Genomic DNA, 19,525 nt, shown 5'->3' with positions numbered 1-19,525 from the left:
CCGTCCCCATCCCCTCGAAGCAATTCTGGAGCCGCGCTTCCTTGAAAGTTCACGGCAACATTTCATTGCAATGCTGGCTATCTTATATGACTATCGTCATATAACAACATCTATCAACAGGAGAGTTCGCCATGGCCACCGCTTCCGACCCCGTCGTCATCCTTTCCGCCGCCCGCACGCCGCTCGGCCGCTTCATGGGCGAGTTGTCGCCTCTCAGCGCCCACAAGCTCGGCTCCCACGTGATCGGCGCGGCGCTGGAACGGGCCAAGCTGGCGCCCGAGCGGATCGATGAGGTTTTCATGGGCAACGTCTTGCCGGCCGGACAAGGCCAGGCGCCGGCACGCCAGGCCGCCCGCGGCGCCAAACTGCCGGATGCCGCCGGCGCCACCACCGTCAACAAGGTCTGCGGCTCCGGCATGAAGGCGACCATGCTGGCCCACGACATCATCAATGCGGGCTCGGCCGCGATCGTGCTGTCCGGCGGCATGGAGAGCATGAGCAATGCGCCCTATTTGCTGGCCAAGGCGCGGGCCGGCTATCGCGCCGGCCATGACCGGATCATCGATCACATGATGATGGACGGGCTGGAAGACGCCTACGAGACCGGCCGCTCGATGGGCGATTTCGGCGAGGCCACCGCGGAGGCCTACCAGTTCACCCGCAAGGACCAGGACACCTATGCGATGGAGACGCTGAACCGCGCCCGCAAGGCGGTCGAGGGCGGCGCCTTCAGGGCCGAGATTGCGTCAATCACGCTGACCGAAAAGACAGGCCCACGCGTCGTCGCCAATGACGAGCATCCGCTCAAGGTGGACCCCGGCAAGATTCCCGGATTGAAGCCCGCGTTCCGCGCCAACGGCACCATCACGCCGGCCGCCTCCTCCGCCAATGCCGACGGCGCCGCGGCGCTCATTCTGGCCAAGCGCTCGCTCGCCGACCGTGACGGCCTGCCGGTGCTCGCGGAGATCAAGGGCCACGCCACGCACAGCCAGGAGCCGCAATGGTTCACCACCGCGCCGATCCCCGCCATCCGCAAGCTGCTCGACAAGGTGGGCTGGAGTGTCAGCGATGTTGACCTGTTCGAGATCAACGAAGCGTTCGCAGTGGTGGCGATGGCGGCGCAGAAGGATCTCGGCATTCCCCGCGAGAAACTCAACGTCAATGGCGGCGCCTGCGCGCTCGGCCACCCGATCGGCGCCACCGGCGCGCGATTGATCGTGACGCTGCTGCATGCGCTGGAAGCGCGGAACCTGAAACGCGGCGTCGCCGCGTTGTGCATCGGCGGCGGTGAAGCGACCGCCATCGCCGTCGAGCGCGCCGTTCGCTGACCGGGCGATTGGAAAGACATGCGAGCGGCGCGAGCCGCGTCGCTCGTATGTCTTCTCATCCGACCACCTCTCGAGCCGGGCGGACGGCAGGTCGCAAACGCCTTGCCGCCGCGCGGCGGCGCGCCGGCTCAGCGGTCTAGTAGTTGCTCGCCGTCGCCTCGTTCGGAATGCCGTCGATCGGGCACTCGTCGGTCCCGACCGTCGGGCGGGTCATCGCCTCGACCATTTCGCGCGTGCCTTCGGGATCGTCGATCCACTTCTTGTAGAAGTCGTAGGGGCAGGACGCGACGCCTTGCGCGCCTTCGCCGGAATTGATCATGCCGGTATAACCGCGATGCAGCAGCTTGAAGAGATGGTTCTGCGACTGGCCGTTGCGGCGCGCATCGCGGATCAGACTCTTCGATAATCCTGCGTATTGAATGCCGTATTCTTCCTCCCCGGTCTCGCCCAGGGTGCGGCCATCGAAGCCGACGATCGCGGAGTGGCCAAAGTAGGAATAGACGCCGTCGAAGCCGGCGGCGTTGGCGACCGCGACATAGACATTGTTGGCCCAGGCCATCGCCTTGGAGATCAGGATCTGCTGTTCCTTGGCCGGATACATGTAGCCCTGGCAGCGCACGATCAGCTCGGCGCCCTTCATGGCGCAGTCGCGCCAGATTTCCGGAAAGTTGCCGTCGTCGCAGATGATCAGGCTGACCTTCAGACCCTTCGGGCCTTCGGACACATAGGTGCAATTGCCGGGATACCAGCCTTCGATCGGCACCCATGGCATGATCTTGCGGTACTTCTGGACGATCTCGCCCTTGTCGTTCATCAGGATCAGGGTGTTGTACGGCGCCTTGTGCGGATGCTCCTCGTGGCGCTCGCCAGTCAGCGAGAACACGCCCCAGACTCTCGCCTTGCGGCAGGCTTCGGCAAAGATTTCCGTCTCGGCACCCGGGACCTGCGAAGCGGTCTCGTACATCTCCTTGGAGTCGTACATGATGCCGTGGGTGGAATATTCCGGGAAGATCACCAGATCCATGCCCGGCAGGCCAAGCTTCATGCCGACGATCATGTCGGCGATCTTGCGGGCGTTGTCGAGCACCTCGGCCTTGGTGTGCAGGCGCGGCATCTTGTAATTGACGACGGCGACGCCGACTGTGTCGTTGCTGGAGGAAATGTCACCGTGGAGCATTGGATCGCCTCTTGTTCTGGTTCGGGTTTGAAGGATCGCGCTTCAGTGGCTGATCATCCATGGACGTGCGGTCGGAAAGCCTTTGGCGCCGCCCTTCGTCCTGGTCACCAGCCGCGCCGGCTTCTTGGATGAACAGCAGCCGCAGCCGGGGCCGTGCGAGGCCTTGTATTCACCAAGCGTCTTCGGCGCGTGGGCGCTGCGCTCGTTGGTGGCGATGGCTTTCCGCTTGTCTGACGGCATGCAGAAAAACGCCGGCGCGGTCAGGATCACGCGCGGCGATATAGTCTCACAGCGCGGGCAGTCCTGCGGTTCGTCGCATTCGGCCATCGGCCGCATGTCGGTGAACGGGCCGCAATCGTTGCAGAGATATTCGTAGACGGGCATCTGGCTTTCTCGCGCGATGGTTGGAAGAGCACGACAGCGGATGCGGGGCGGCCGGCACACCAAAGCCGTCCCGCATCCTTCTCGCGCAGGGATCACTTGTCCGGCGAGATCGGCATCTGGATATCGCCCGTGATGTGTTTGATCGGACCGGCCGACGACGGCATGATGTCGAAGTCGAAAATCTCCGTCGGCAGCCACAGCGTGGCGCAGGCATTGGGCACGTCGACCACGCCCGAGATATGACCCTGGCACGGCGCGGTGCCGAGGATCGAATAGGCCTGCGCGCCGGAATAGCCGAACTTCTTCAGATATTCGATCGCGTTCAAACAGGCCTGGCGGTAGGCGATGTGGACGTCGAGATAATGCTGCTTGCCGGCCTCGTCGACCGAGATGCCTTCGAAGATCAGATAGTCCTTGTAGTTCGGCGTGATCGGCGACGGCTTGAATACGGGATTCTTGATGCCGTACTTCGCCACCCCGTCCTTGATGATGTCGACCTTGAGATGCAGCCAGCCGGCCATTTCGATCGCACCGCAGAAGGTGATCTCGCCGTCGCCCTGGCTGAAATGCAGGTCGCCCATCGAGAGCCCGCCGCCCGGCACATAGACCGGGAAGAAGATTTTTGAGCCGCGCGACAGGTCCTTGATGTCGCAATTGCCGCCATGCTCGCGCGGCGGCACGGTGCGGGCGCCTTCCGCGCCGACCTTGGCCTTGGCGTCGCCCTTGGCGCGGCCGGCATGCGCGGTCGCGGCGAACGGCGGATTGGCAAGGCCCGGGACACGGGTCGGATTGGTTGCGATCAGCGCGGTTTCGCGCTCGTTCCAGGTCGCCAGCAGTTTCGGATCGGGCAGACAGCCGATCAGGCCGGGATGGATCAGGCCGGCAAAATTCACGCCGGGCACGTGGCGCGACGAGGTGTAGAGTCCCTTGATGTCCCAGATCGATTTCTGCGCCAGCGGAAAGTGATCGGTCAGGAAACCGCCGCCGTTCTGCTTGGAGAAGAAGCCGTTGAAGCCCCAGAGGCTTTCCTTCAGCGGACCGACGTCGAGCAGATCGACCACGAGCAGATCGCCGGGCTCGGCGCCCTTGACGCCGATCGGGCCGGACAGGAAATGCACGATCGAGAGATCGATATCGCGCACGTCATCGGCGGAATCATTGTTCTTGATGAAGCCGCCGGTCCAGTCATAGGTCTCGATGATGAAATCGTCGCCCGGGTTGACCCACGAAACCATCGGGATGTCGGGATGCCACCGATTGTGGATCATGTCGTTGTCGTAGGCCGACTTCGAAAGATCGACCTTGATCAGTGTCTCTGGCATCGATAGCTCCCCTTTTTAGACAGATGGGTTGGGTTTTCAGACGGACAGATATTTCGAGACTTGCGCGGCATCGACGCTGTCGCGCGGGTCATCGCGGACGATCTCGCCGTTCTCGATGACGAGCACGCGGTCGGCGATATCGAGCGCGAAGCTCAAGACCTGTTCGGAGACGACGATCGACAGGCCGCGCTCGTCGCGAATCCGCTTCAAGGTCCGCGCCATGTCCTTGATGATCGACGGCTGGATGCCCTCGGTCGGCTCGTCCAGCAGCAGCACTTTCGGCTTGGTGGCGAGCGCACGCGCGATCGCCAATTGCTGCTGCTGACCGCCCGACAGATTGCCGCCGCGCCGTCCTTTCATTTCCAGCAGCACCGGAAACAGCTCGTAGATGTCTTCAGGCACCTCGGACCCGCCCGACACCACAAGGCCGGTCTCGATATTCTCCTTCACCGTCATGGTGGAAAAAATCATGCGGCCCTGCGGAACGTAGGCGAGGCCCCTGGCGACGCGCTCGTAGCTCGGCAGCGCGCTGAGCTCGGCGCCGTCCATGCTGACAGAGCCGCTCTTGGTCGGCAGGATGCCCATCAGCGACTTCATCAGCGTCGTCTTGCCCATGCCGTTGCGGCCCATGATCGCAACGATCTCGTTGGGCGCGACCGAAACGTTGAGGCCGTGCAGCACCTCGCTCTGGCCGTAGGCCACGTGTAGATCCGAAATAGCCAGCATCGACGCGCTCCTTATTCGTTACGCAGGATCTTGTCCGGAAACCGGAAGCCACTTTCCGGGATCATGCGCTAATGTCCGAGATAGACTTCAATGACCTTCGGATCGTTCTTGACCTTCTCCATCGTGCCTTCCGACAGGATCTGGCCCTGGTGCAGCACCGTGACCTTGTGGGCGATGTCCTCGACGAATTTCATGTCGTGTTCGATGACCAGCACGGAGCGGTCCTTGATGATGCGGTTGAGCAGTTCGGCGGTCTTGGCGCGTTCGCTGACGCTCATGCCAGCGACAGGCTCATCGAGCATCAAGAGCTCCGGGTCCTGGATCAGCAGCATGCCGATCTCGAGCCATTGCTTCTGGCCGTGGCTGAGCTGGTCGGCATAGGTATCGAGACGATCCTTCAGGAAGATCATCTCGGCGACCTCTTCGACGCGCTGCCTCACGGCATCGTCACGCTGGAAGGCGAGCGATCCGAACACGGTGCGACCGCGCGGGTATGAAATCTCCAGATTCTCGAACACGGTCAGATCTTCGAACACCGACGGCGTCTGAAACTTGCGCCCGACGCCAGTCTGCACGATCTGGTTCTCCTTCAGCTTCGTCAGCTCCTTGCCGCGAAACTGGATCGAGCCCGAGGTCGCCTTGGTCTTTCCGCAGATCAGATCCAGTACGGTGGTCTTGCCGGCGCCGTTGGGGCCGATGATGACGCGGATTTCGTTCTCCTCGACATAGAAAGAGAGATTGTTCACGGCCTTGAAGCCGTCGAATGACACTGTGAGCGCCTCGACCGCGAGCAGGAAGGGTTTGGGCTGATGACCGATGAGCATGCTTGCCTCACTCTGCCGGTGCGCCGTCGGCGACGGAATTGTCGGCCCACGCGCCCGCCTTTGATTTGCGCGATGCCAGCAGCCGGTCGATGCGCGGCTGAACGTAGTCGGCCCAGATTCCCGACAGGCCGTTCGGGAAGGCCAGCACGACCGCGATGAACAGCGCGCCGAGGCCGAACAGCCAGAGCTGCGGGAAGGATTCCGAAAGGCTGGTCTTGGCGAAATTGACCAGCAACGAGCCCCACACCGCACCGAAGATCGACATCCGTCCGCCGACGGCGGTGTAGATCACCATTTCGATCGACGGCACAATGCCGACAAAGGACGGCGACATGAAACCGACATTGAGCGCGAACATCGCGCCACCTATCGCGGCGAAAATCGCTGCCATGCAGAAGGCAAAGATCTTGAAGTTGGCGACGCTGTAGCCGGAAAAGCGGACGCGATCTTCCTGTTCGCGCATCGCCACCAGGATGCGGCCGAGCTTGGTCAGACGGATGAACTGCGCGATGCCGATGCAGACGAACAGCAGGAACACTTCAAAGAAGTAAAGGATGATCTTGGCATGGTCCGGCCGGATGTCCCAACCCCTGAGGGTGCGCAGGTCGGTCATGCCGTTGATGCCGCCGGTATAGCCCTGCTGTCCCACGATCAGGATGGTCAGGATCGCGGCGACGGCCTGGGTGATGATCGCGAAATAGGTGCCGCCGACGCGACGCTTGAACATCGCCGTGCCGATAATCAGGGCGAACAGGCCGGGCACCAGGATGATTGCGGCGATGGTAAAGGTGAGGCTGTGGAATGGCTGCCAGAACAAAGGCAGCGAGGTGATCTGGTTCCAGTCCATGAAATCCGGAATGCCGGGCGTGGACTGGATCTTGGTGTTCTCGACGCTGGAGGCTTCCAGCTTGAGGAACATCGCCATGCAGTAGCCGCCGAGGCCGAAGAACACTCCCTGCCCCAGGCTTAGAATGCCGCCATAGCCCCAGCACAGCACAAGCCCGATCGCGACAAAGGCGTAGGTCAGATATTTCGCGACCAGGTTGAGGCGGAACACATCCAGCGAGAGCGGCAGGATCACGAACAGGACCGCGGCCAGCGCAATGAAGCCGATGAGCTCGGATCGATTGAAGAAGCGTGAGGTGATGATCATGACCGTACCTGCTTTTTGTTATTTGCGGACTTTGAGGGCGAACAAGCCTTGCGGCCGCAGCATCAGGATTCCGACCACAGCGAGCAGCGTGAGCACCTTGGCCATCGAACCCGACATGAAGAATTCCAGCGTCGACTGGGTCTGCGAGATCGAGAAGGCGGAAGCGATGGTGCCGAGCAGGCTGGCAGCGCCGCCGAACACGACGACCAGGAAGGTATCCACGATGTAGAGCTGGCCCGATGTCGGCCCGGTCGAGCCGATCATGGTGAAGGCGCTTCCGGCGATGCCGGCGATGCCACAGCCGAGTCCGAAGGTGTAGCGGTCGACCTTCTCGGTATTGATGCCGACAGCGCCGGCCATGATGCGGTTCTGCACCACGGCGCGGACCTGGCGGCCCCAGCGAGATTTGTACAGGACGTAAGCGACCACGATGGTGATCAGCACGGTCAGGCCCATCACGAAGACGCCGTTGATCGGGACCTCGATGCTGTCGGTCACCTTGAGCGACCCCAGCATCCATTGCGGCAGTTCGACGCCGACCTCGCGTGGGCCGAACACCGAACGATAGGTCTGCTGGAGGATCAGGCTCAGGCCCCAGGTGGCGAGCAGCGTATCGAGCGGACGCTTGTAGAGATGACGGATCAGCGCCCATTCGACCAGCATCCCGAGCGCGCCCGATGCCAGAAACGCCAGCAGCATCGCCAGGAAGAAGTATCCGGAGAACAGTGAAGGCAAATAATGCTGGAACGTGTTCGACGTCATCCAGGTGACATAGGCCCCCAGGATCATGAACTCGCCATGCGCCATGTTGATGACGCCCATCTGGCCGAAGATGATCGCAAGACCGAGCGCCATCAGCACGTAGACGGAAAACAGGATCAGGCCTGCAAAGCCCTGCATGACGAAGATGGAGCCCAGATCGCCAATCGAATATTCGCCGAACATCGATGTTTCTCCGTCGAGGGAAAGGGTCCCGCGTCGCGAGAAAATTCGCGACGCGGGGTCGTGAGCGCGGATTGACGGTCCACGCCAGGGAGCGGTTGCCCGGGAGAGATTGGGGGAGATCGGCCGCGCTTACTGGTAGCCCTTCGGGAACGGATCGGGCTCGACCAGATCGGCGGTCTCGAAGATCAGTTCGAACTGGCCGTCGAGTTTGGCCTTGCCGACGCGGGTCTTCGACCAGAGGTGATGGTTTTCGTGGATGCGCACGTAGCCTTCGGGCGCGCCCTTGAATTCGACGCCGGGCGAGGCCGCCGCGATCTTGTCGACGTCGAAGCTTCCGGCCTTCTCGACGGTCAACTTCCACAGCCACGGGCCGAGATAGGCGGCCTGCGTCACGTCGCCGATCACGGTCTTCTCGCCCCACATCTTCTTGAAATCGGCGACGAACGCCTTGTTGTTGGCGTTGTCGAGCGACTGGAAGTACTTCATGCAGGCATAGGCACCTGCGATGTTTTCGCCGCCGATGCCGTCGATTTCGTCTTCGGTCACCGAGATCGTCAGCAGCGCCTGCTTCGAAAGGTCGACGCCGGCCGCCTTCAGCTGCTTGTAGAAGGCGACGTTCGAACCGCCGACCACGTCGGTGAAAATCACGTCGGGCTTGGTCAGCTTGATCTTGTTGATGACCGAATTGAACTGGGTGCTGCCGAGCGCGTAATATTCCTCGCCGACGACCTTGCCCTTCAGCACGTTCTCGACGTGCTTGCGCGCGATCTTGTTCGAGGTGCGCGGCCAGATGTAATCCGAACCGATAAAGAAGAACGATTTGGCGCCCTTCTCCTTGGCGATCCAGTTCAACCCGGCGAGAATCTGCTGGGTCGCCTCCTGGCCGGTATAGATGACGTTCTTGGACTGCTCGAGACCTTCATAGAAGGTCGGGTAGTAGAGCATGCCGTTGTACTGCTCCATGACCGGCAGCACGGCCTTGCGGGATGCCGAGGTCCAGCAGCCCATGATCGCCGCGACCTTGTCGTTGACGAGAAGCTTCTTGGCCTTTTCCGCAAATGTCGGCCAGTCGCTGGCGCCGTCTTCCTGGATGAACTTGATCTTGCGTCCGAGCACGCCGCCGGCGGCGTTGATCTGTTCGATCGCCAGCTTTTCAGCCTGGATCGAACCGGTTTCCGAAATCGCCATCGTTCCGGTGGCGGAGTGCAGGATGCCGACCGTGACTTCCGTATCGGTGACCGCTAGCCCGGTGGTGTTGACCGTAGCGGTGGCGGGACCGGCTCCGAACGAGGGCCGGGGAAGCATCGAAATGAGCGGCAGTGCTGCCGCGCCCATCAGCAGTTTGCGGCGAAGTGGCGACTGCAGGCCCTTGTTTGGTTCGTCTGACATGAGCACCCCATTTTTGGTTCGAGAACGCTTATTGGTCAGGCGAGGATTGCCTGGATTTGTGCACTGCACAGATACGTGGGATTGCGTATATTGCACCGCAAAATAGCGACGTAGATTTTGGTACGGGGTTTGCTGGCTACGCAGGGGTCGGTTGAACTGGGCAGGAGCATCACAGTGGCAGGGCGGCAGCGGATCGACCGCGTCAGGCGCCAATATAATCAGTGGGTTGCGAACCAGACCCTGGAAGACTATGCGCTGCGCTTCACCGCCAAAAGCGCCCGGCGCTGGTCGGCCGCCCGCGTCGCCAATACCGCCCTCGGCGCCATCTCTTTTCTGGCGCTGGAAGCGATCGGCGGCACGATTACGCTGAATTACGGCGCAGCCAACGCCACCGCCGCCATCCTCGTCGTCAGCGTCATCATTTTCTTTTGCGGCCTGCCGATTGCCTACCATGCCGCCAAATGCGGCATCGATATCGACCTGCTGACCCGCGGCGCCGGCTTCGGCTATATCGGCTCCACCATCACCTCGCTGATCTACGCCTCCTTCACCTTCATCTTCTTCGCGCTCGAAGCGGTCATCATGGCAGCCGCGCTGGAGATGTGCTTCGGCATCCCGCGCCCGCTCGGCTATCTCATCAGCGCTGTCGTTATCATTCCCCTGGTGACCTACGGCATCACCTTGATCAGCCGCTTCCAACTGTGGACGCAGCCGCTCTGGGTCGTGCTCCACATCCTTCCCTTCGTGGCGATCGCCTGGGCCAACCCGCATTCGTTCACGGAATGGCGGAAATTCGCCGGCGAACATGGCGACGCGAGCGGCCATCTCGATCTCTTGCTGTTCGGCACCGCCGCCTCAGTGGTGTTTTCGCTGGTGGCGCAGATCGGCGAACAGGTCGACTTCCTGCGGTTTCTGCCGCGCGACCGCCGCACCTCGCGAACCTCGTGGTGGATCGCCCTGCTGGGTGCGGGCCCCGGCTGGATCATTTTCGGCGCGCTGAAACTGCTCGTCGGATCCTTCCTCGCCTACTTCGCGCTCAGCCACGGCGTCGCCAACGAACAGGCCGCCGATCCGGCGCACATGTATCTCGAAGCGTTCCGCTACGTGCTGTCGCAGCCCGATCTGGCGCTGGCGCTGACCGGCACCTTCGTCATTCTCTCGCAGGTCAAGATCAACGTCACCAACGCCTATGCAGGCTCGATCGCGTGGTCGAACTTCTTCTCGCGGCTGACGCACAGCCATCCCGGCCGCGTCGTCTGGCTGGTGTTCAACGTCATGGTGGCGCTGCTGCTGATGGAAATCGGCGTCTACAAGGCGCTGGAGCAGACGCTGGCGCTCTACTCCAACGTCGCGATTGCCTGGGTCGGCGCGCTGGTCGCCGATCTCGTCATCAACAAGCCGCTTAGGCTTCGCCCGCAGCACATCGAGTTCAAGCGCGCGCATCTCTACGACATCAACCCGGTCGGCGTCGGCGCCATGACGATCGCGACCCTCGTCTCGATCTCAGCGTTCTACGGCCTGTTCGGACCGACGGCAAAGGCGCTCTCGGCCTTCGTGGCGCTGGCGGTCGCCTTCATCGCCGCGCCGCTGATCGCATGGGCCACCGACGGCAAATATTACATCGCGCGCAAACCCAAACGAAGCTGGCAGAACCTCGAGGCGATCCAGTGCTGTATCTGCGAGCATTCGTTCGAGCCGGAGGACATGGCCTCCTGCCCCGCCTACGCCGGCCCGATATGTTCGCTGTGCTGTTCGCTCGACGCGCGCTGCCACGACCTCTGCAAGCCGCATGCGCGGATCGGCGCGCAGGTGTCGGAGACGCTGGGCAAAATGCTGCCGGAGACGATCTACGCCCGGATCAACTCGCAGTTCGGGCATTATCTCGGCGTGTTCGCGGTATCCGCTGGCCTCGTCGGGCTGACGCTCGGGCTGATCTACCTGCAGACGTCGGCAACGGTTGCGGTCGACAACCTCCTTCTGTCCGACGTGCTCTGGAAGGTTTTCTTCGCGCTCACCATCATCATCGGCGTGGTGGCGTGGCTGTTCGTGCTGGCGCAGCAGAGCCGCCGCGCGGCGGAGGCGGAAACGCGGCGGCAGACCGCGCTCTTGATCCAGGAAATCGACGCGCACAAGCGCACCGATGCCGAGCTGCAGCGCGCCAAGGAAGTAGCGGAATCGGCGAACCTCGCCAAGAGCCGCTATGTGGTCGGCCTGAGCCACGAACTGCGCTCGCCGCTGAATGCGATCTCCGGCTATGCGCAACTGCTGGAACAGGATTCCAGCCTTACTACGAAGCCGCGCGATCAGGTGCGCGTGGTCCGCCGCAGCGCCGATCATCTGTCCGGGCTGATCGACGGCATCCTCGATATTTCCAAGATCGAGGCCGGCCGGCTCTATCTGTCCCGCGACGAGGTGCGCCTGAGCGAATTCCTCGACCAACTCGTCGGGATGTTTCGCGTTCAGGCGGCCGCCAAGGGTATCGACTTCGTTTTCAGGCGGCCTTCGGTGCTGCCCCTCGTCGTCTATGCCGACGAAAAGCGTCTGCGCCAGGTTCTGATCAACCTGCTGTCGAATGCGCTGAAGTTCACGCAGACCGGCAGCGTGCAGTTCGTCGTGCATTACCGCAGCCCGGTCGCGGAGTTCGAGGTGATCGACACCGGCCCGGGTATTCAGGCTGACGATCTCGAACGCATCTTCGCGCCGTTCGAGCGCGGTGCGCTCGGCGTGTCGCAGCCGCAGACCGGCACCGGTCTCGGGCTGACCATCAGCCGGCTGCTCGCCGGCGTCATGGGCGGCGATATCAGGGTGACGAGCGAGGTCGGCACCGGCAGCACGTTCCGCGTCAAGATCCTGCTGTCGGAAGTCACCAATCCGACGCGGATTGCGCCGATCGAGGCGCCGATCTTCGGCTATCACGGCCCGCGCAAGACGATCCTGATCACCGACGACGATCCGACCCACCGCGACCTGCTGCGCGAGGTGCTGGCGCCGCTCGGCTTCATTCTCCTGAGCGCGCCCGACGGACCGGGCTGCCTTGCGCTGGCACAGCACTGCCGGCCCGATCTGTTCCTGCTGGATATCTCGATGGCAGGCATGGACGGCTGGACGGTGGCGGAAACGTTGCGCGCCAGCGGTCATCATCAGGCCCGCATCCTGATGGTGTCGGCGAGCGCGCTGGAGGCGCATGGCGCGCCGCTGGCGCAGCCGTTTCACGACGGCTATCTGATGAAGCCGATCGATATCCCCAAGCTGGTGGAGACGATCCGGCAATTGCTCAGGATCGAATGGCAGTACGAGGCCGAGCAGATACCCCAGCCGCGCTGGAAGCCGGAGACGGGATCGCGGCCACCGGTGAAATATGTCGAGGAACTGATCGGCCTCGGGCAACTCGGCTACATCCGCGCAATCCAGGTCAAGCTGGACGAGATCGGGATCGACTACCCCGAACATGCCGACTTCGTGTCGCAAATGCGCGCCTTGATCGACCGCTTCGATCTCGATCAGTACATGGCGACCCTGAAAACACTGCACAGTTATGATCACTGAATCCAAAAAGCGCGACGTCGCCCTCATCGTCGATGATTCGCCGGAGACCCTGCGGCTGCTCACCGATGCGCTCGACGGCGCCGGCATGACGGTCATGGTCGCGCTCGACGGCGCAGCCGCGATGCGGATCGTCGACCAGATCACGCCCGACATCGTACTGCTTGACGCGGTCATGCCCGGGCTGGATGGTTTTGAAACCTGCAGGCGGCTGAAGCGTGACGCCGGCCTCGACCACGTTCCCATCATCTTCATGACAGGGCTGGCCGAAACCGAGCACATCGTGCGCGGCCTGGAGGCCGGCGGCGTCGACTACGTCACCAAGCCCATTGCGGTCGAGGAGATGCTGGCGCGCATCCGCGTCCACCTCGCCAATGCGCGGCTGACCCAGAGCGCGCGGGCCGCGCTCGACGTCTCCGGCCGCTATCTGCTCGCCGTCAACGGCGTGGGCAAGATCATGTGGGCGACACCCCAGGCGCAGAAACTGCTGTCGGATGCGCTTAGCCCGGATAGCGACGACGATGTCGTGCTGCCGCAGCCGATCCCGCAATGGCTGGACCAGGCCCGCAAGGGCAAGGCCGGGTCGAAAGCCGCGATCATGACCGCGCTTCCCGGCAACGAACAGCTCCGGCTGCAATATATGGGCAGGCTGGGCAGCAACGAATTCCTGCTGCGGCTTGCAAAGGATTCCGGCACTGAGACGCCGGCGGAATTCTCCAGCGAGCTTGGTCTGACGACACGCGAGGGCGAAGTGCTGTCGTGGCTGTCGAAGGGCAAGACCAACCGCGACATCGCGCAAATTCTGGGCTTGAGCCCACGCACCGTCGACAAGCACCTCGAGCAAATCTACTCGAAACTCGGCGTCGAGAACCGCACCGCAGCGGCTGCGATCGCGGTGAACGCAAAACATCGAAAATCTTGACGCGACCTGCTTCCTCGCCCTCCTGGCAGGCAAGCAAAGTCTCATGTCCGCAGCTAAGAGATAAACGAACCGACATCACCGGGGCATTGGCGGAACAACCGCGCTATCCGGCCCTTGCCCATCCCTCATCCTCCGGCGACCGGAACCAAAGCCCGGACATCGCGTCAAACAGGTAGAGGTGATCGTGGACCAACTTGACGCCGTCGACATTTTCAGCGGCGACGATGCTCGCCTGCCGAGAGCGCTCATCCGTGATCATACCGCTCAGATGCACGATCCCGTCTCGTACCGTGACACCAAGCTGCGCCGGCTTCCATTCGTTCTTCTCAATGGATGCGATCACACGGTTGCGAATGTGGTCATCGTCGGCTGTCGGATCCGGAATATCCCGAGCAAGACTTGCGACGGCGCGAAGCAGGTCAGTCCGCGTCACAATCCCGACCAAAGCAGCTTCGCGCACAACAGGCACACGCTTGACATTCCTCCGTTCCATCAATCGCACCAGTTCCTCCAGTGGCGTGTCCTCTGTCACAGTGCAGAGATCGTCGTGCGTCATAATCTCGCCGACCTTCCGACCGTGCTCACGCACGAAATCGACGGCCGATTTCCCGGGACCCATGAGAAAGTCGAGCCACCTGATGCGCGGTGTTTGCGTGCCGATCTCACCGCGGCAGATAAAGTCACCTTCCGAGACAATACCGATCAGCCTGTCGGCCTCGTCAACCACGGGAAGCCCGCTAATATGCTGTTGCAGCATGAGATTTGCAGCATCCCGGATCGATGTATCGGCCTTCACCGTGATCACCTTGCGGGTCATGATTTGATGCGCGCGCATTCAAGCCTCCAATTTTGGATCAAAGACTAATCAAGACGGACTCCTTGCTATTGACGCAGGTCAAGCACGATCCGGCGGTCGAACCAGGGCTATCGGGATTGATTTGCATCAAATGACCTGGCCGAATGGATGGGACGATGAAAATATCTGATTCCACGGCGGGAAACTGCCCGGGTTAGCTGAAAGAGCCATTCCAATGAGCACGCACCGACGCAGGGTTGCGCCGCATTTTCTTTCGATATTTATCATTTCAAACATCGCCACCGGTTTTCCGGCATTTGCCGACGCACAAAGCGTCCGGCGCGGCAAAGCCTTCGCGCAAGCCAACTGTTCGCAGTGTCACTCGATCGACAGAGCTACCCGAAGCCCTCGCACTGCCGCGCCTCCATTTCGGACTCTTCACAAACGCTATCCGGTCGAAACGCTGGAAGACGCACTCGGCGAAGGGTTGTCGACGGGCCACCCAAGGATGCCCGAGTTTCGGCTGGATCCCGGCCAGGTCGGCGACTTCATCAGCTTTCTGAAGTCGCTGGAATAAGGCGTCGCGCTGGATTTGATCTCTCGCCCAGATTGCCCACCCGCCGCGTCCAGATGTCCGCTTGTCTGGATTTTCCCGCATGATTGCCGGGTACGGGAGACCGCCAACGCAGGGCGATGTTTGATCTATCGCATGGTCGGTTCCTTCGCATTGATTTATTGGACGCAAGCGTAAGGGAAGCTCGCGGCCGATGTGATACGGAGCACGCTTGCCTGGACGTCAAATTCGCGGATGCTCTTGGGGTCTCATCGGCTTTCAAGAGCATCCGCTCAATTCTGTGAGAATTTTACAGGAACCATTGATGCCGACATTTTACTTTGACAGGAAGGACGGCATTCCGATCCGGGATAGAGCTGGGCTGGAGTTTCCTGCGATCGCGAATGCAATCGAGCACAGCAAGGAGCTTGCACGGCGGTTAGGCAGCGAGCAGCCACGCAAAGACCCCGCCCTTGCTATCGTTGTCATCGACGAGTCGGGCGCGGAGGTGCATCGAGAACGAGTCTACCCCGATGTTCAGGAACCGACCTGATATTCCCGGACCCAGGCAATCCCTTTAGAGAGAGCAAGAGCGATCCGCGCAATCATGGTCTTCCAGGGGCAACACCGGATACCAGGCGCTCCGCGGAAGAACTGGCGCAAGCGCAGGCAATCGCGGCCCTGGGGTTTCGAATGATGAGCGAGCGATCGACTGAAGCCTTCGTGCCTTTGCGCCGCCGTCTTGGGTTGCCTCTACTTGTTTTATACGGGACAGGAATTACGGTTGGCGCCGGCATTTATGTACTGATCGGCGAGGTGGCGGGCCATGCCCGGATTCATGCTCCGTGGTCGTTCGTCCTTGCGGCGGCGGTGATGGGTCTGACCGTCGCCTCCTACGCGGAATTATCAACACGTTTTCCGGTCAGCGCCGGCGAAGCGGCTTACGTCAGGGCAGCCTTCCGATCGCGTGGATTCTCGACGACCGTCGGCCTGCTGACCGTTGCTATCGGGGTGATTTCCTCGGCGGCCGTAACGCTCGGATCCGCCGGCTATATCCAGCAATTCGTCAGTTTTCCCAAATCTATAATCGTGATCGCGGTTCTGGCGATTCTTGGAGGCGTGGCGTGCTGGGGAATTCTGGAATCCGTCGTTCTGGCGAGTATCTTCACGCTGATCGAGGTCGGTGGACTTGTTATCGTTGTCGTCGCCGCCGTTTATGCGGACCTTCCCATTGTCGCAACGACCGCACACATGCCACCGCTGAATGCGGCCGGGCTGTCAGGAATCGCCTTCGGTAGCTTGCTCGCATTTTTTGCTTTTATCGGCTTCGAGGACCTTGCAAACGTTGTCGAGGAAGCGAAGGTTCCGCACCGCGACATCCCGCGTGCCATGATACTGACGTTGCTTATCTCGACAATCCTGTATGTAGTTGTCGCAGCGGTCGCGGTGACCGCCGTGCCGATTGAACGCCTGTCGTCCTCGTCGGCACCGCTGAGTCTGGTGTTCCGTGAAGTGGCCGGTGTCAGCCCCGCAACAATCAGCGCGATCGCCATTGTCGCAACGCTGAACACGATCCTTGCGCAGATGACGATGGCGGCTCGGGTCATCTACGGTGTCGCGCGGGAGCGCCAGTTGCCTGCCGTCCTCGCGCGGGTGAGTCCACGGACCGGAACTCCCTGGGTCGCGACAGTGCTCATTGTAGTGATGGTCGCCCCCCTTGCGCTGTTCGTACCACTGGCATCCCTTGCAGAGGGCACATCTCTGGCAACCCTTGTAGTCTTTGCGCTGGTCAATCTATCATTGCTCCGGCTTCGCTATCGCGGTGTGCAGTCCAAAACGCCACATATAACCGTCCCGGTTCTCGTTCCGGCAGCCGGATTTGCAACCTGCATTGCCATGATGGCGTTTGCCTTCCTGAAGTAGGTACGCCAAATGTCCGATCGAGGTATCGTACCATCCACTCAGCAGGCTCCGCCGCCATCAACACGAAGCGAGATGCCAGATCAGGCTTACATTGCTCCGGACGAAGGGCAGTTGCTCTCCCGCTTCTGGCAAAGTGCTTCCGGCTTCTGGAAGGGCCGTTCCGCGTGGCGCGCCTGGCTGCTGGTCGTCCTATTGATCGCCACGGTGCTCCTGCAGCTATGGACCCAGTACGGGTTGAATTTCTGGAATCGCGACTTCTTCAATGCCGTAGAGCGCAAGGATGCGGCGGAGCTCTGGATGCAGACGCTGCGGTTCGTTCCGTTGGCCGCTGCCAGTATTTTCCTCGCTATTTTTTCGGTCTGGGCCCGGATGACCATGCAGCGCACATGGCGCGAGTGGATGAGCAACCGTCTCTACGACTATTGGCTGGAAAACGATCGCTATGTCCGGCTGAGATTCGTGCGCGGGGACCATCAAGCTCCCGAGTTTCGGATCGCCGAGGACGTAAGGATCGCGACAGATCTTCCCATTGATCTTACGATCGGACTGCTCTCGTCGTTCCTCACGGCGATTACGTTTATCGGCGTGCTCTGGTCTGTTGGGGATGGCTTGATCGTAAGCTTCGACGGCTTCACGCTCAATATTCCCGGCTACCTTGTCATATCGGTTGTCGTCTATTCCATCCTGCTTTCGGCCGCAACTTTTCTGATTGCCCAACACCTGGTCCACGTGCTGGAGGAAAACAAGCGATGCGAAGCCGAACTGAGATCGATCGGGACCCACCTGCGCGAAACTGGTGAAGGTACCGCGCTCAAGGATGACCAGAAGGACGGTCGCCAGGCAGTTGGCTCGGCCTTGAAGGCGGTGATCGCCATTTGGCTAACCTATTGTTGGCAGCTGATGCGGTTGACTCTGATCACGCACGCCAGTGTCCTGATTACGCCGGTCATCGGCCTGCTGCTCTGTACCCCAAAGTATCTTGCAGGTGAGATGAGCCTCGGGGAAGTGGTTCAGGCGGCAGCCGCCTTCGTCATGGTGACGAGCGCGTTCAATTGGTTCACCGACAATTACGCACGGCTTGCGGAATGGGCCTCCTCCGCCAATCGCGTCGCATCGCTGCTGCTTGGGCTGGATCAAATTGATCGCGCGCGGGCTGATTTGAAGGGATCGGAAGAATGAAAGACCCTTACCAGACCCTCGGCGTAAGCGGATCCGCGACCGACAAGGAGATCAAGGACGCCTTCAAGAAACTGGCGCGCAAGTTTCATCCGGATCTCCACCCGGGCGACAAGGAGGCGGAGGCAAAATTCAAGGACATCTCGGCTGCCAACGATCTGCTCAGGGACAAGGAGAAGCGGCGGAGGTTCGATGCGGGTGAGATCGACGCCAGTGGCGCGGAGCGGCCGCAGGAGCGATTCTATCGCGACTTCGCCGACGGGCCCGCCTACACCTCGCATGCCGCGCAGGACGGTTTCGACAGCAACGAGGATCTGGAGGAATTCCTGGCAAAGGCGTTTGCCGGCAGGGGTCAACGCTCACGGGACGCGTTTCGGGCACGCGGCCAGGATGTGAGCTATGTGCTTCCTGTGGCCTTCCTGGACGCTGCCAACGGCGCCACGCACGCCATCACGCTGCCGGAGGGCAAGACCTTGCAGGTGACTGTGCCCGAGGGCGCCGAGGACCGGCAGATGCTGCGGCTGAAAGAACAGGGAATGCCCGGCTATGGCGGCGGTCCGCCGGGCGATGCCTATGTCGAGCTGCATATCCAGCCGCATCCGTTCTTTCACCGCAAGGATGAGAACATCCATGTCGAGGTTCCCGTGACCCTGAGGGAAGCGATGCTCGGCGGTCGGATCCAGGTGCCGACAATAGGTCAACCGGTGACGGTGACCGTCCCGAAGGGATCGAATACGGGCACCACGTTGCGGCTGCGTGAAAGAGGCATTCGCAACCGCAAAACCGGACAGCGCGGGCATCAGCTGATCACCCTCAAGGTGGTGCTGCCCACAGCCGAAGAACCCGAACTGGTCGCGTTTCTCGAGACATGGCAACCGAAAAACGAGCAGGATCCGCGCAGGGAGATGGAGAGATGATGGCTATCGACGACCTTCTGACGACCATACCCTCGCTGCAACGCGGCGATCTTGAGGGCTGGATCCGCGACGAACTGGTCGCTCCGCAGCAGGACGCCGGTTTGTCGTTCTCGGACATGGAATGCGCCCGGATCCGTCTGATCTGCACCCTGACTTACGAGCTCGAGATTGATAGCGGCGCGCTCCCGGTGGTGCTGTCCCTGCTCGATCAGCTCTATGATACCCGCCGGCGCCTGATGTCGCTGACCCGTGCCGTAGCGTTGCAGGACAAGACCATCCAAGCGGCCATTATCGCCGCGATGTCGTCGGGTGGCGATTTTGCCGGGATCGACCAGACTTAACTGCATTGTTTTTTCGGCAACGGCGCCTGATGCCCGCGCTAGCCTACATCGGCCCCATCCATTGGACCGCAGAAGCCGGTGCAATTGATTGGGATCCGTATCCGTC

The 19,525-nt window shown here is 61.4% G+C and carries 18 protein-coding genes; 9 read left to right on the top strand and 9 right to left on the bottom strand.

From position 1 onward, the window contains the following. Positions 1-131: 131 nt before the first annotated feature. Positions 132-1,328, top strand: coding sequence for an acetyl-CoA C-acyltransferase (locus JQ624_RS14655; protein ID WP_212419606.1), 1,197 nt, complete (start codon positions 132-134; stop codon positions 1,326-1,328). A gap of 136 nt (positions 1,329-1,464) precedes the next feature. Here JQ624_RS14655 and JQ624_RS14650 read toward each other — a convergent pair whose 3' ends face one another. From JQ624_RS14650 to urtA, 8 genes are all read right to left on the bottom strand, one after another. Further along, on the bottom strand, positions 1,465-2,505 hold the full coding sequence (locus tag JQ624_RS14650) for an aliphatic amidase (protein ID WP_212419605.1): 1,041 nt from the start codon (positions 2,503-2,505) through the stop codon (positions 1,465-1,467). 42 nt (positions 2,506-2,547) lie between these two features. Then, on the bottom strand, positions 2,548-2,889 hold the full coding sequence (locus tag JQ624_RS14645; protein WP_212419604.1) for a zinc ribbon domain-containing protein: 342 nt from the start codon (positions 2,887-2,889) through the stop codon (positions 2,548-2,550). Positions 2,890-2,981: 92 nt separating this feature from the next. Further along, positions 2,982-4,211 carry a formamidase gene (gene fmdA / locus JQ624_RS14640; protein WP_212419603.1) on the bottom strand — a complete coding sequence of 410 codons (1,230 nt, stop codon included), beginning with the start codon at positions 4,209-4,211 and terminating at the stop codon, positions 2,982-2,984. A 36-nt stretch (positions 4,212-4,247) separates the two neighbouring features. Continuing rightward, on the bottom strand, positions 4,248-4,937 hold the full coding sequence (gene urtE, locus JQ624_RS14635; RefSeq protein WP_212419602.1) for an urea ABC transporter ATP-binding subunit UrtE: 690 nt from the start codon (positions 4,935-4,937) through the stop codon (positions 4,248-4,250). A gap of 68 nt (positions 4,938-5,005) precedes the next feature. After that, positions 5,006-5,761 (bottom strand): urea ABC transporter ATP-binding protein UrtD, encoded by a 756-nt coding sequence (urtD, locus tag JQ624_RS14630; RefSeq protein ID WP_212419601.1) that lies wholly within the window; start codon positions 5,759-5,761, stop codon positions 5,006-5,008. A 7-nt stretch (positions 5,762-5,768) separates the two neighbouring features. Continuing rightward, positions 5,769-6,914: an urea ABC transporter permease subunit UrtC gene (gene urtC, locus JQ624_RS14625; RefSeq protein WP_212419600.1), complete on the bottom strand. Its 1,146-nt coding sequence runs from the start codon at positions 6,912-6,914 to the stop codon at positions 5,769-5,771. Between the two features lie 18 nt (positions 6,915-6,932). Continuing rightward, entirely contained in the window at positions 6,933-7,859 is a 927-nt protein-coding gene (urtB, locus tag JQ624_RS14620) for an urea ABC transporter permease subunit UrtB (protein WP_212419599.1), read from the bottom strand. A 129-nt stretch (positions 7,860-7,988) separates the two neighbouring features. Continuing rightward, on the bottom strand, positions 7,989-9,248 hold the full coding sequence (gene urtA, locus JQ624_RS14615; RefSeq protein WP_212419598.1) for an urea ABC transporter substrate-binding protein: 1,260 nt from the start codon (positions 9,246-9,248) through the stop codon (positions 7,989-7,991). A 174-nt stretch (positions 9,249-9,422) separates the two neighbouring features. On the opposite strand from urtA, the gene JQ624_RS14610 reads away from it, so the two are divergent. Both JQ624_RS14610 and JQ624_RS14605 read left to right on the top strand, forming a co-directional pair. After that, a complete protein-coding gene (locus tag JQ624_RS14610) occupies positions 9,423-12,794 on the top strand; it encodes an ATP-binding protein (RefSeq protein ID WP_212419597.1) in 3,372 nt (1,123 codons plus the stop codon). Continuing rightward, positions 12,784-13,713, top strand: a complete 930-nt coding sequence (locus JQ624_RS14605; protein ID WP_212419596.1) for a response regulator transcription factor — start codon at positions 12,784-12,786, stop codon at positions 13,711-13,713. Before JQ624_RS14610 ends, JQ624_RS14605 begins: the two co-directional genes overlap by 11 nt. A 103-nt stretch (positions 13,714-13,816) precedes the next feature. On the opposite strand, the gene JQ624_RS14600 is transcribed toward JQ624_RS14605, so the two are convergent. Next, entirely contained in the window at positions 13,817-14,548 is a 732-nt protein-coding gene (locus tag JQ624_RS14600) for a CBS domain-containing protein (protein WP_212419595.1), read from the bottom strand. A gap of 196 nt (positions 14,549-14,744) precedes the next feature. Between JQ624_RS14600 and JQ624_RS14595 the strand changes: the two genes are divergently transcribed. From JQ624_RS14595 to JQ624_RS14570, 6 genes are all read left to right on the top strand, one after another. Further along, positions 14,745-15,086, top strand: a complete 342-nt coding sequence (locus JQ624_RS14595; RefSeq protein WP_212419594.1) for a cytochrome c — start codon at positions 14,745-14,747, stop codon at positions 15,084-15,086. Positions 15,087-15,387: 301 nt separating this feature from the next. After that, a complete protein-coding gene (locus tag JQ624_RS14590; protein WP_212419593.1) occupies positions 15,388-15,615 on the top strand; it encodes a DUF6894 family protein in 228 nt (75 codons plus the stop codon). A 140-nt stretch (positions 15,616-15,755) separates the two neighbouring features. Then, positions 15,756-16,985 (top strand): APC family permease, encoded by a 1,230-nt coding sequence (locus JQ624_RS14585; RefSeq protein ID WP_212419592.1) that lies wholly within the window; start codon positions 15,756-15,758, stop codon positions 16,983-16,985. Between the two features lie 72 nt (positions 16,986-17,057). Further along, positions 17,058-18,164, top strand: a complete 1,107-nt coding sequence (locus tag JQ624_RS14580; RefSeq protein ID WP_212419591.1) for an SbmA/BacA-like family transporter — start codon at positions 17,058-17,060, stop codon at positions 18,162-18,164. Beyond that, positions 18,161-19,078 (top strand): DnaJ C-terminal domain-containing protein, encoded by a 918-nt coding sequence (locus JQ624_RS14575; RefSeq protein WP_212419590.1) that lies wholly within the window; start codon positions 18,161-18,163, stop codon positions 19,076-19,078. Before JQ624_RS14580 ends, JQ624_RS14575 begins: the two co-directional genes overlap by 4 nt. Further along, positions 19,075-19,419, top strand: coding sequence for a hypothetical protein (locus JQ624_RS14570; protein WP_212419589.1), 345 nt, complete (start codon positions 19,075-19,077; stop codon positions 19,417-19,419). Before JQ624_RS14575 ends, JQ624_RS14570 begins: the two co-directional genes overlap by 4 nt. Positions 19,420-19,525: the final 106 nt, after the last annotated feature.

Origin of the sequence: Bradyrhizobium sp. AUGA SZCCT0283 (assembly GCF_018130385.1) — a bacterium.
Classification (GTDB): Bacteria; Pseudomonadota; Alphaproteobacteria; order Rhizobiales; family Xanthobacteraceae; genus Bradyrhizobium.
Note: the sequence above shows the minus strand (reverse complement) of the source record. Positions and strands in the feature narration are given on the sequence as shown.

Bases quoted from the DNA above. Each gene is read 5' to 3' on its own strand.
- urtD (WP_212419601.1), bottom strand. From the start codon at position 5,761: ATGCTCATCGGTCATCAGCCCAAACCCTTCCTGCTCGCGGTCGAGGCG.
- JQ624_RS14590 (WP_212419593.1), top strand. From the start codon at position 15,388: ATGCCGACATTTTACTTTGACAGGAAGGACGGCATTCCGATCCGGGAT.
- JQ624_RS14605 (WP_212419596.1), top strand. From the start codon at position 12,784: ATGATCACTGAATCCAAAAAGCGCGACGTCGCCCTCATCGTCGATGAT.
- JQ624_RS14645 (WP_212419604.1), bottom strand. From the start codon at position 2,889: ATGCCCGTCTACGAATATCTCTGCAACGATTGCGGCCCGTTCACCGAC.
- fmdA (WP_212419603.1), bottom strand. From the start codon at position 4,211: ATGCCAGAGACACTGATCAAGGTCGATCTTTCGAAGTCGGCCTACGAC.
- urtE (WP_212419602.1), bottom strand. From the start codon at position 4,937: ATGCTGGCTATTTCGGATCTACACGTGGCCTACGGCCAGAGCGAGGTG.
- JQ624_RS14585 (WP_212419592.1), top strand. From the start codon at position 15,756: ATGATGAGCGAGCGATCGACTGAAGCCTTCGTGCCTTTGCGCCGCCGT.
- urtB (WP_212419599.1), bottom strand. From the start codon at position 7,859: ATGTTCGGCGAATATTCGATTGGCGATCTGGGCTCCATCTTCGTCATG.
- JQ624_RS14595 (WP_212419594.1), top strand. From the start codon at position 14,745: ATGAGCACGCACCGACGCAGGGTTGCGCCGCATTTTCTTTCGATATTT.
- JQ624_RS14600 (WP_212419595.1), bottom strand. From the start codon at position 14,548: ATGCGCGCGCATCAAATCATGACCCGCAAGGTGATCACGGTGAAGGCC.
- JQ624_RS14575 (WP_212419590.1), top strand. From the start codon at position 18,161: ATGAAAGACCCTTACCAGACCCTCGGCGTAAGCGGATCCGCGACCGAC.
- JQ624_RS14570 (WP_212419589.1), top strand. From the start codon at position 19,075: ATGATGGCTATCGACGACCTTCTGACGACCATACCCTCGCTGCAACGC.
- JQ624_RS14650 (WP_212419605.1), bottom strand. From the start codon at position 2,505: ATGCTCCACGGTGACATTTCCTCCAGCAACGACACAGTCGGCGTCGCC.
- urtC (WP_212419600.1), bottom strand. From the start codon at position 6,914: ATGATCATCACCTCACGCTTCTTCAATCGATCCGAGCTCATCGGCTTC.
- JQ624_RS14655 (WP_212419606.1), top strand. From the start codon at position 132: ATGGCCACCGCTTCCGACCCCGTCGTCATCCTTTCCGCCGCCCGCACG.
- urtA (WP_212419598.1), bottom strand. From the start codon at position 9,248: ATGTCAGACGAACCAAACAAGGGCCTGCAGTCGCCACTTCGCCGCAAA.
- JQ624_RS14580 (WP_212419591.1), top strand. From the start codon at position 17,058: ATGCCAGATCAGGCTTACATTGCTCCGGACGAAGGGCAGTTGCTCTCC.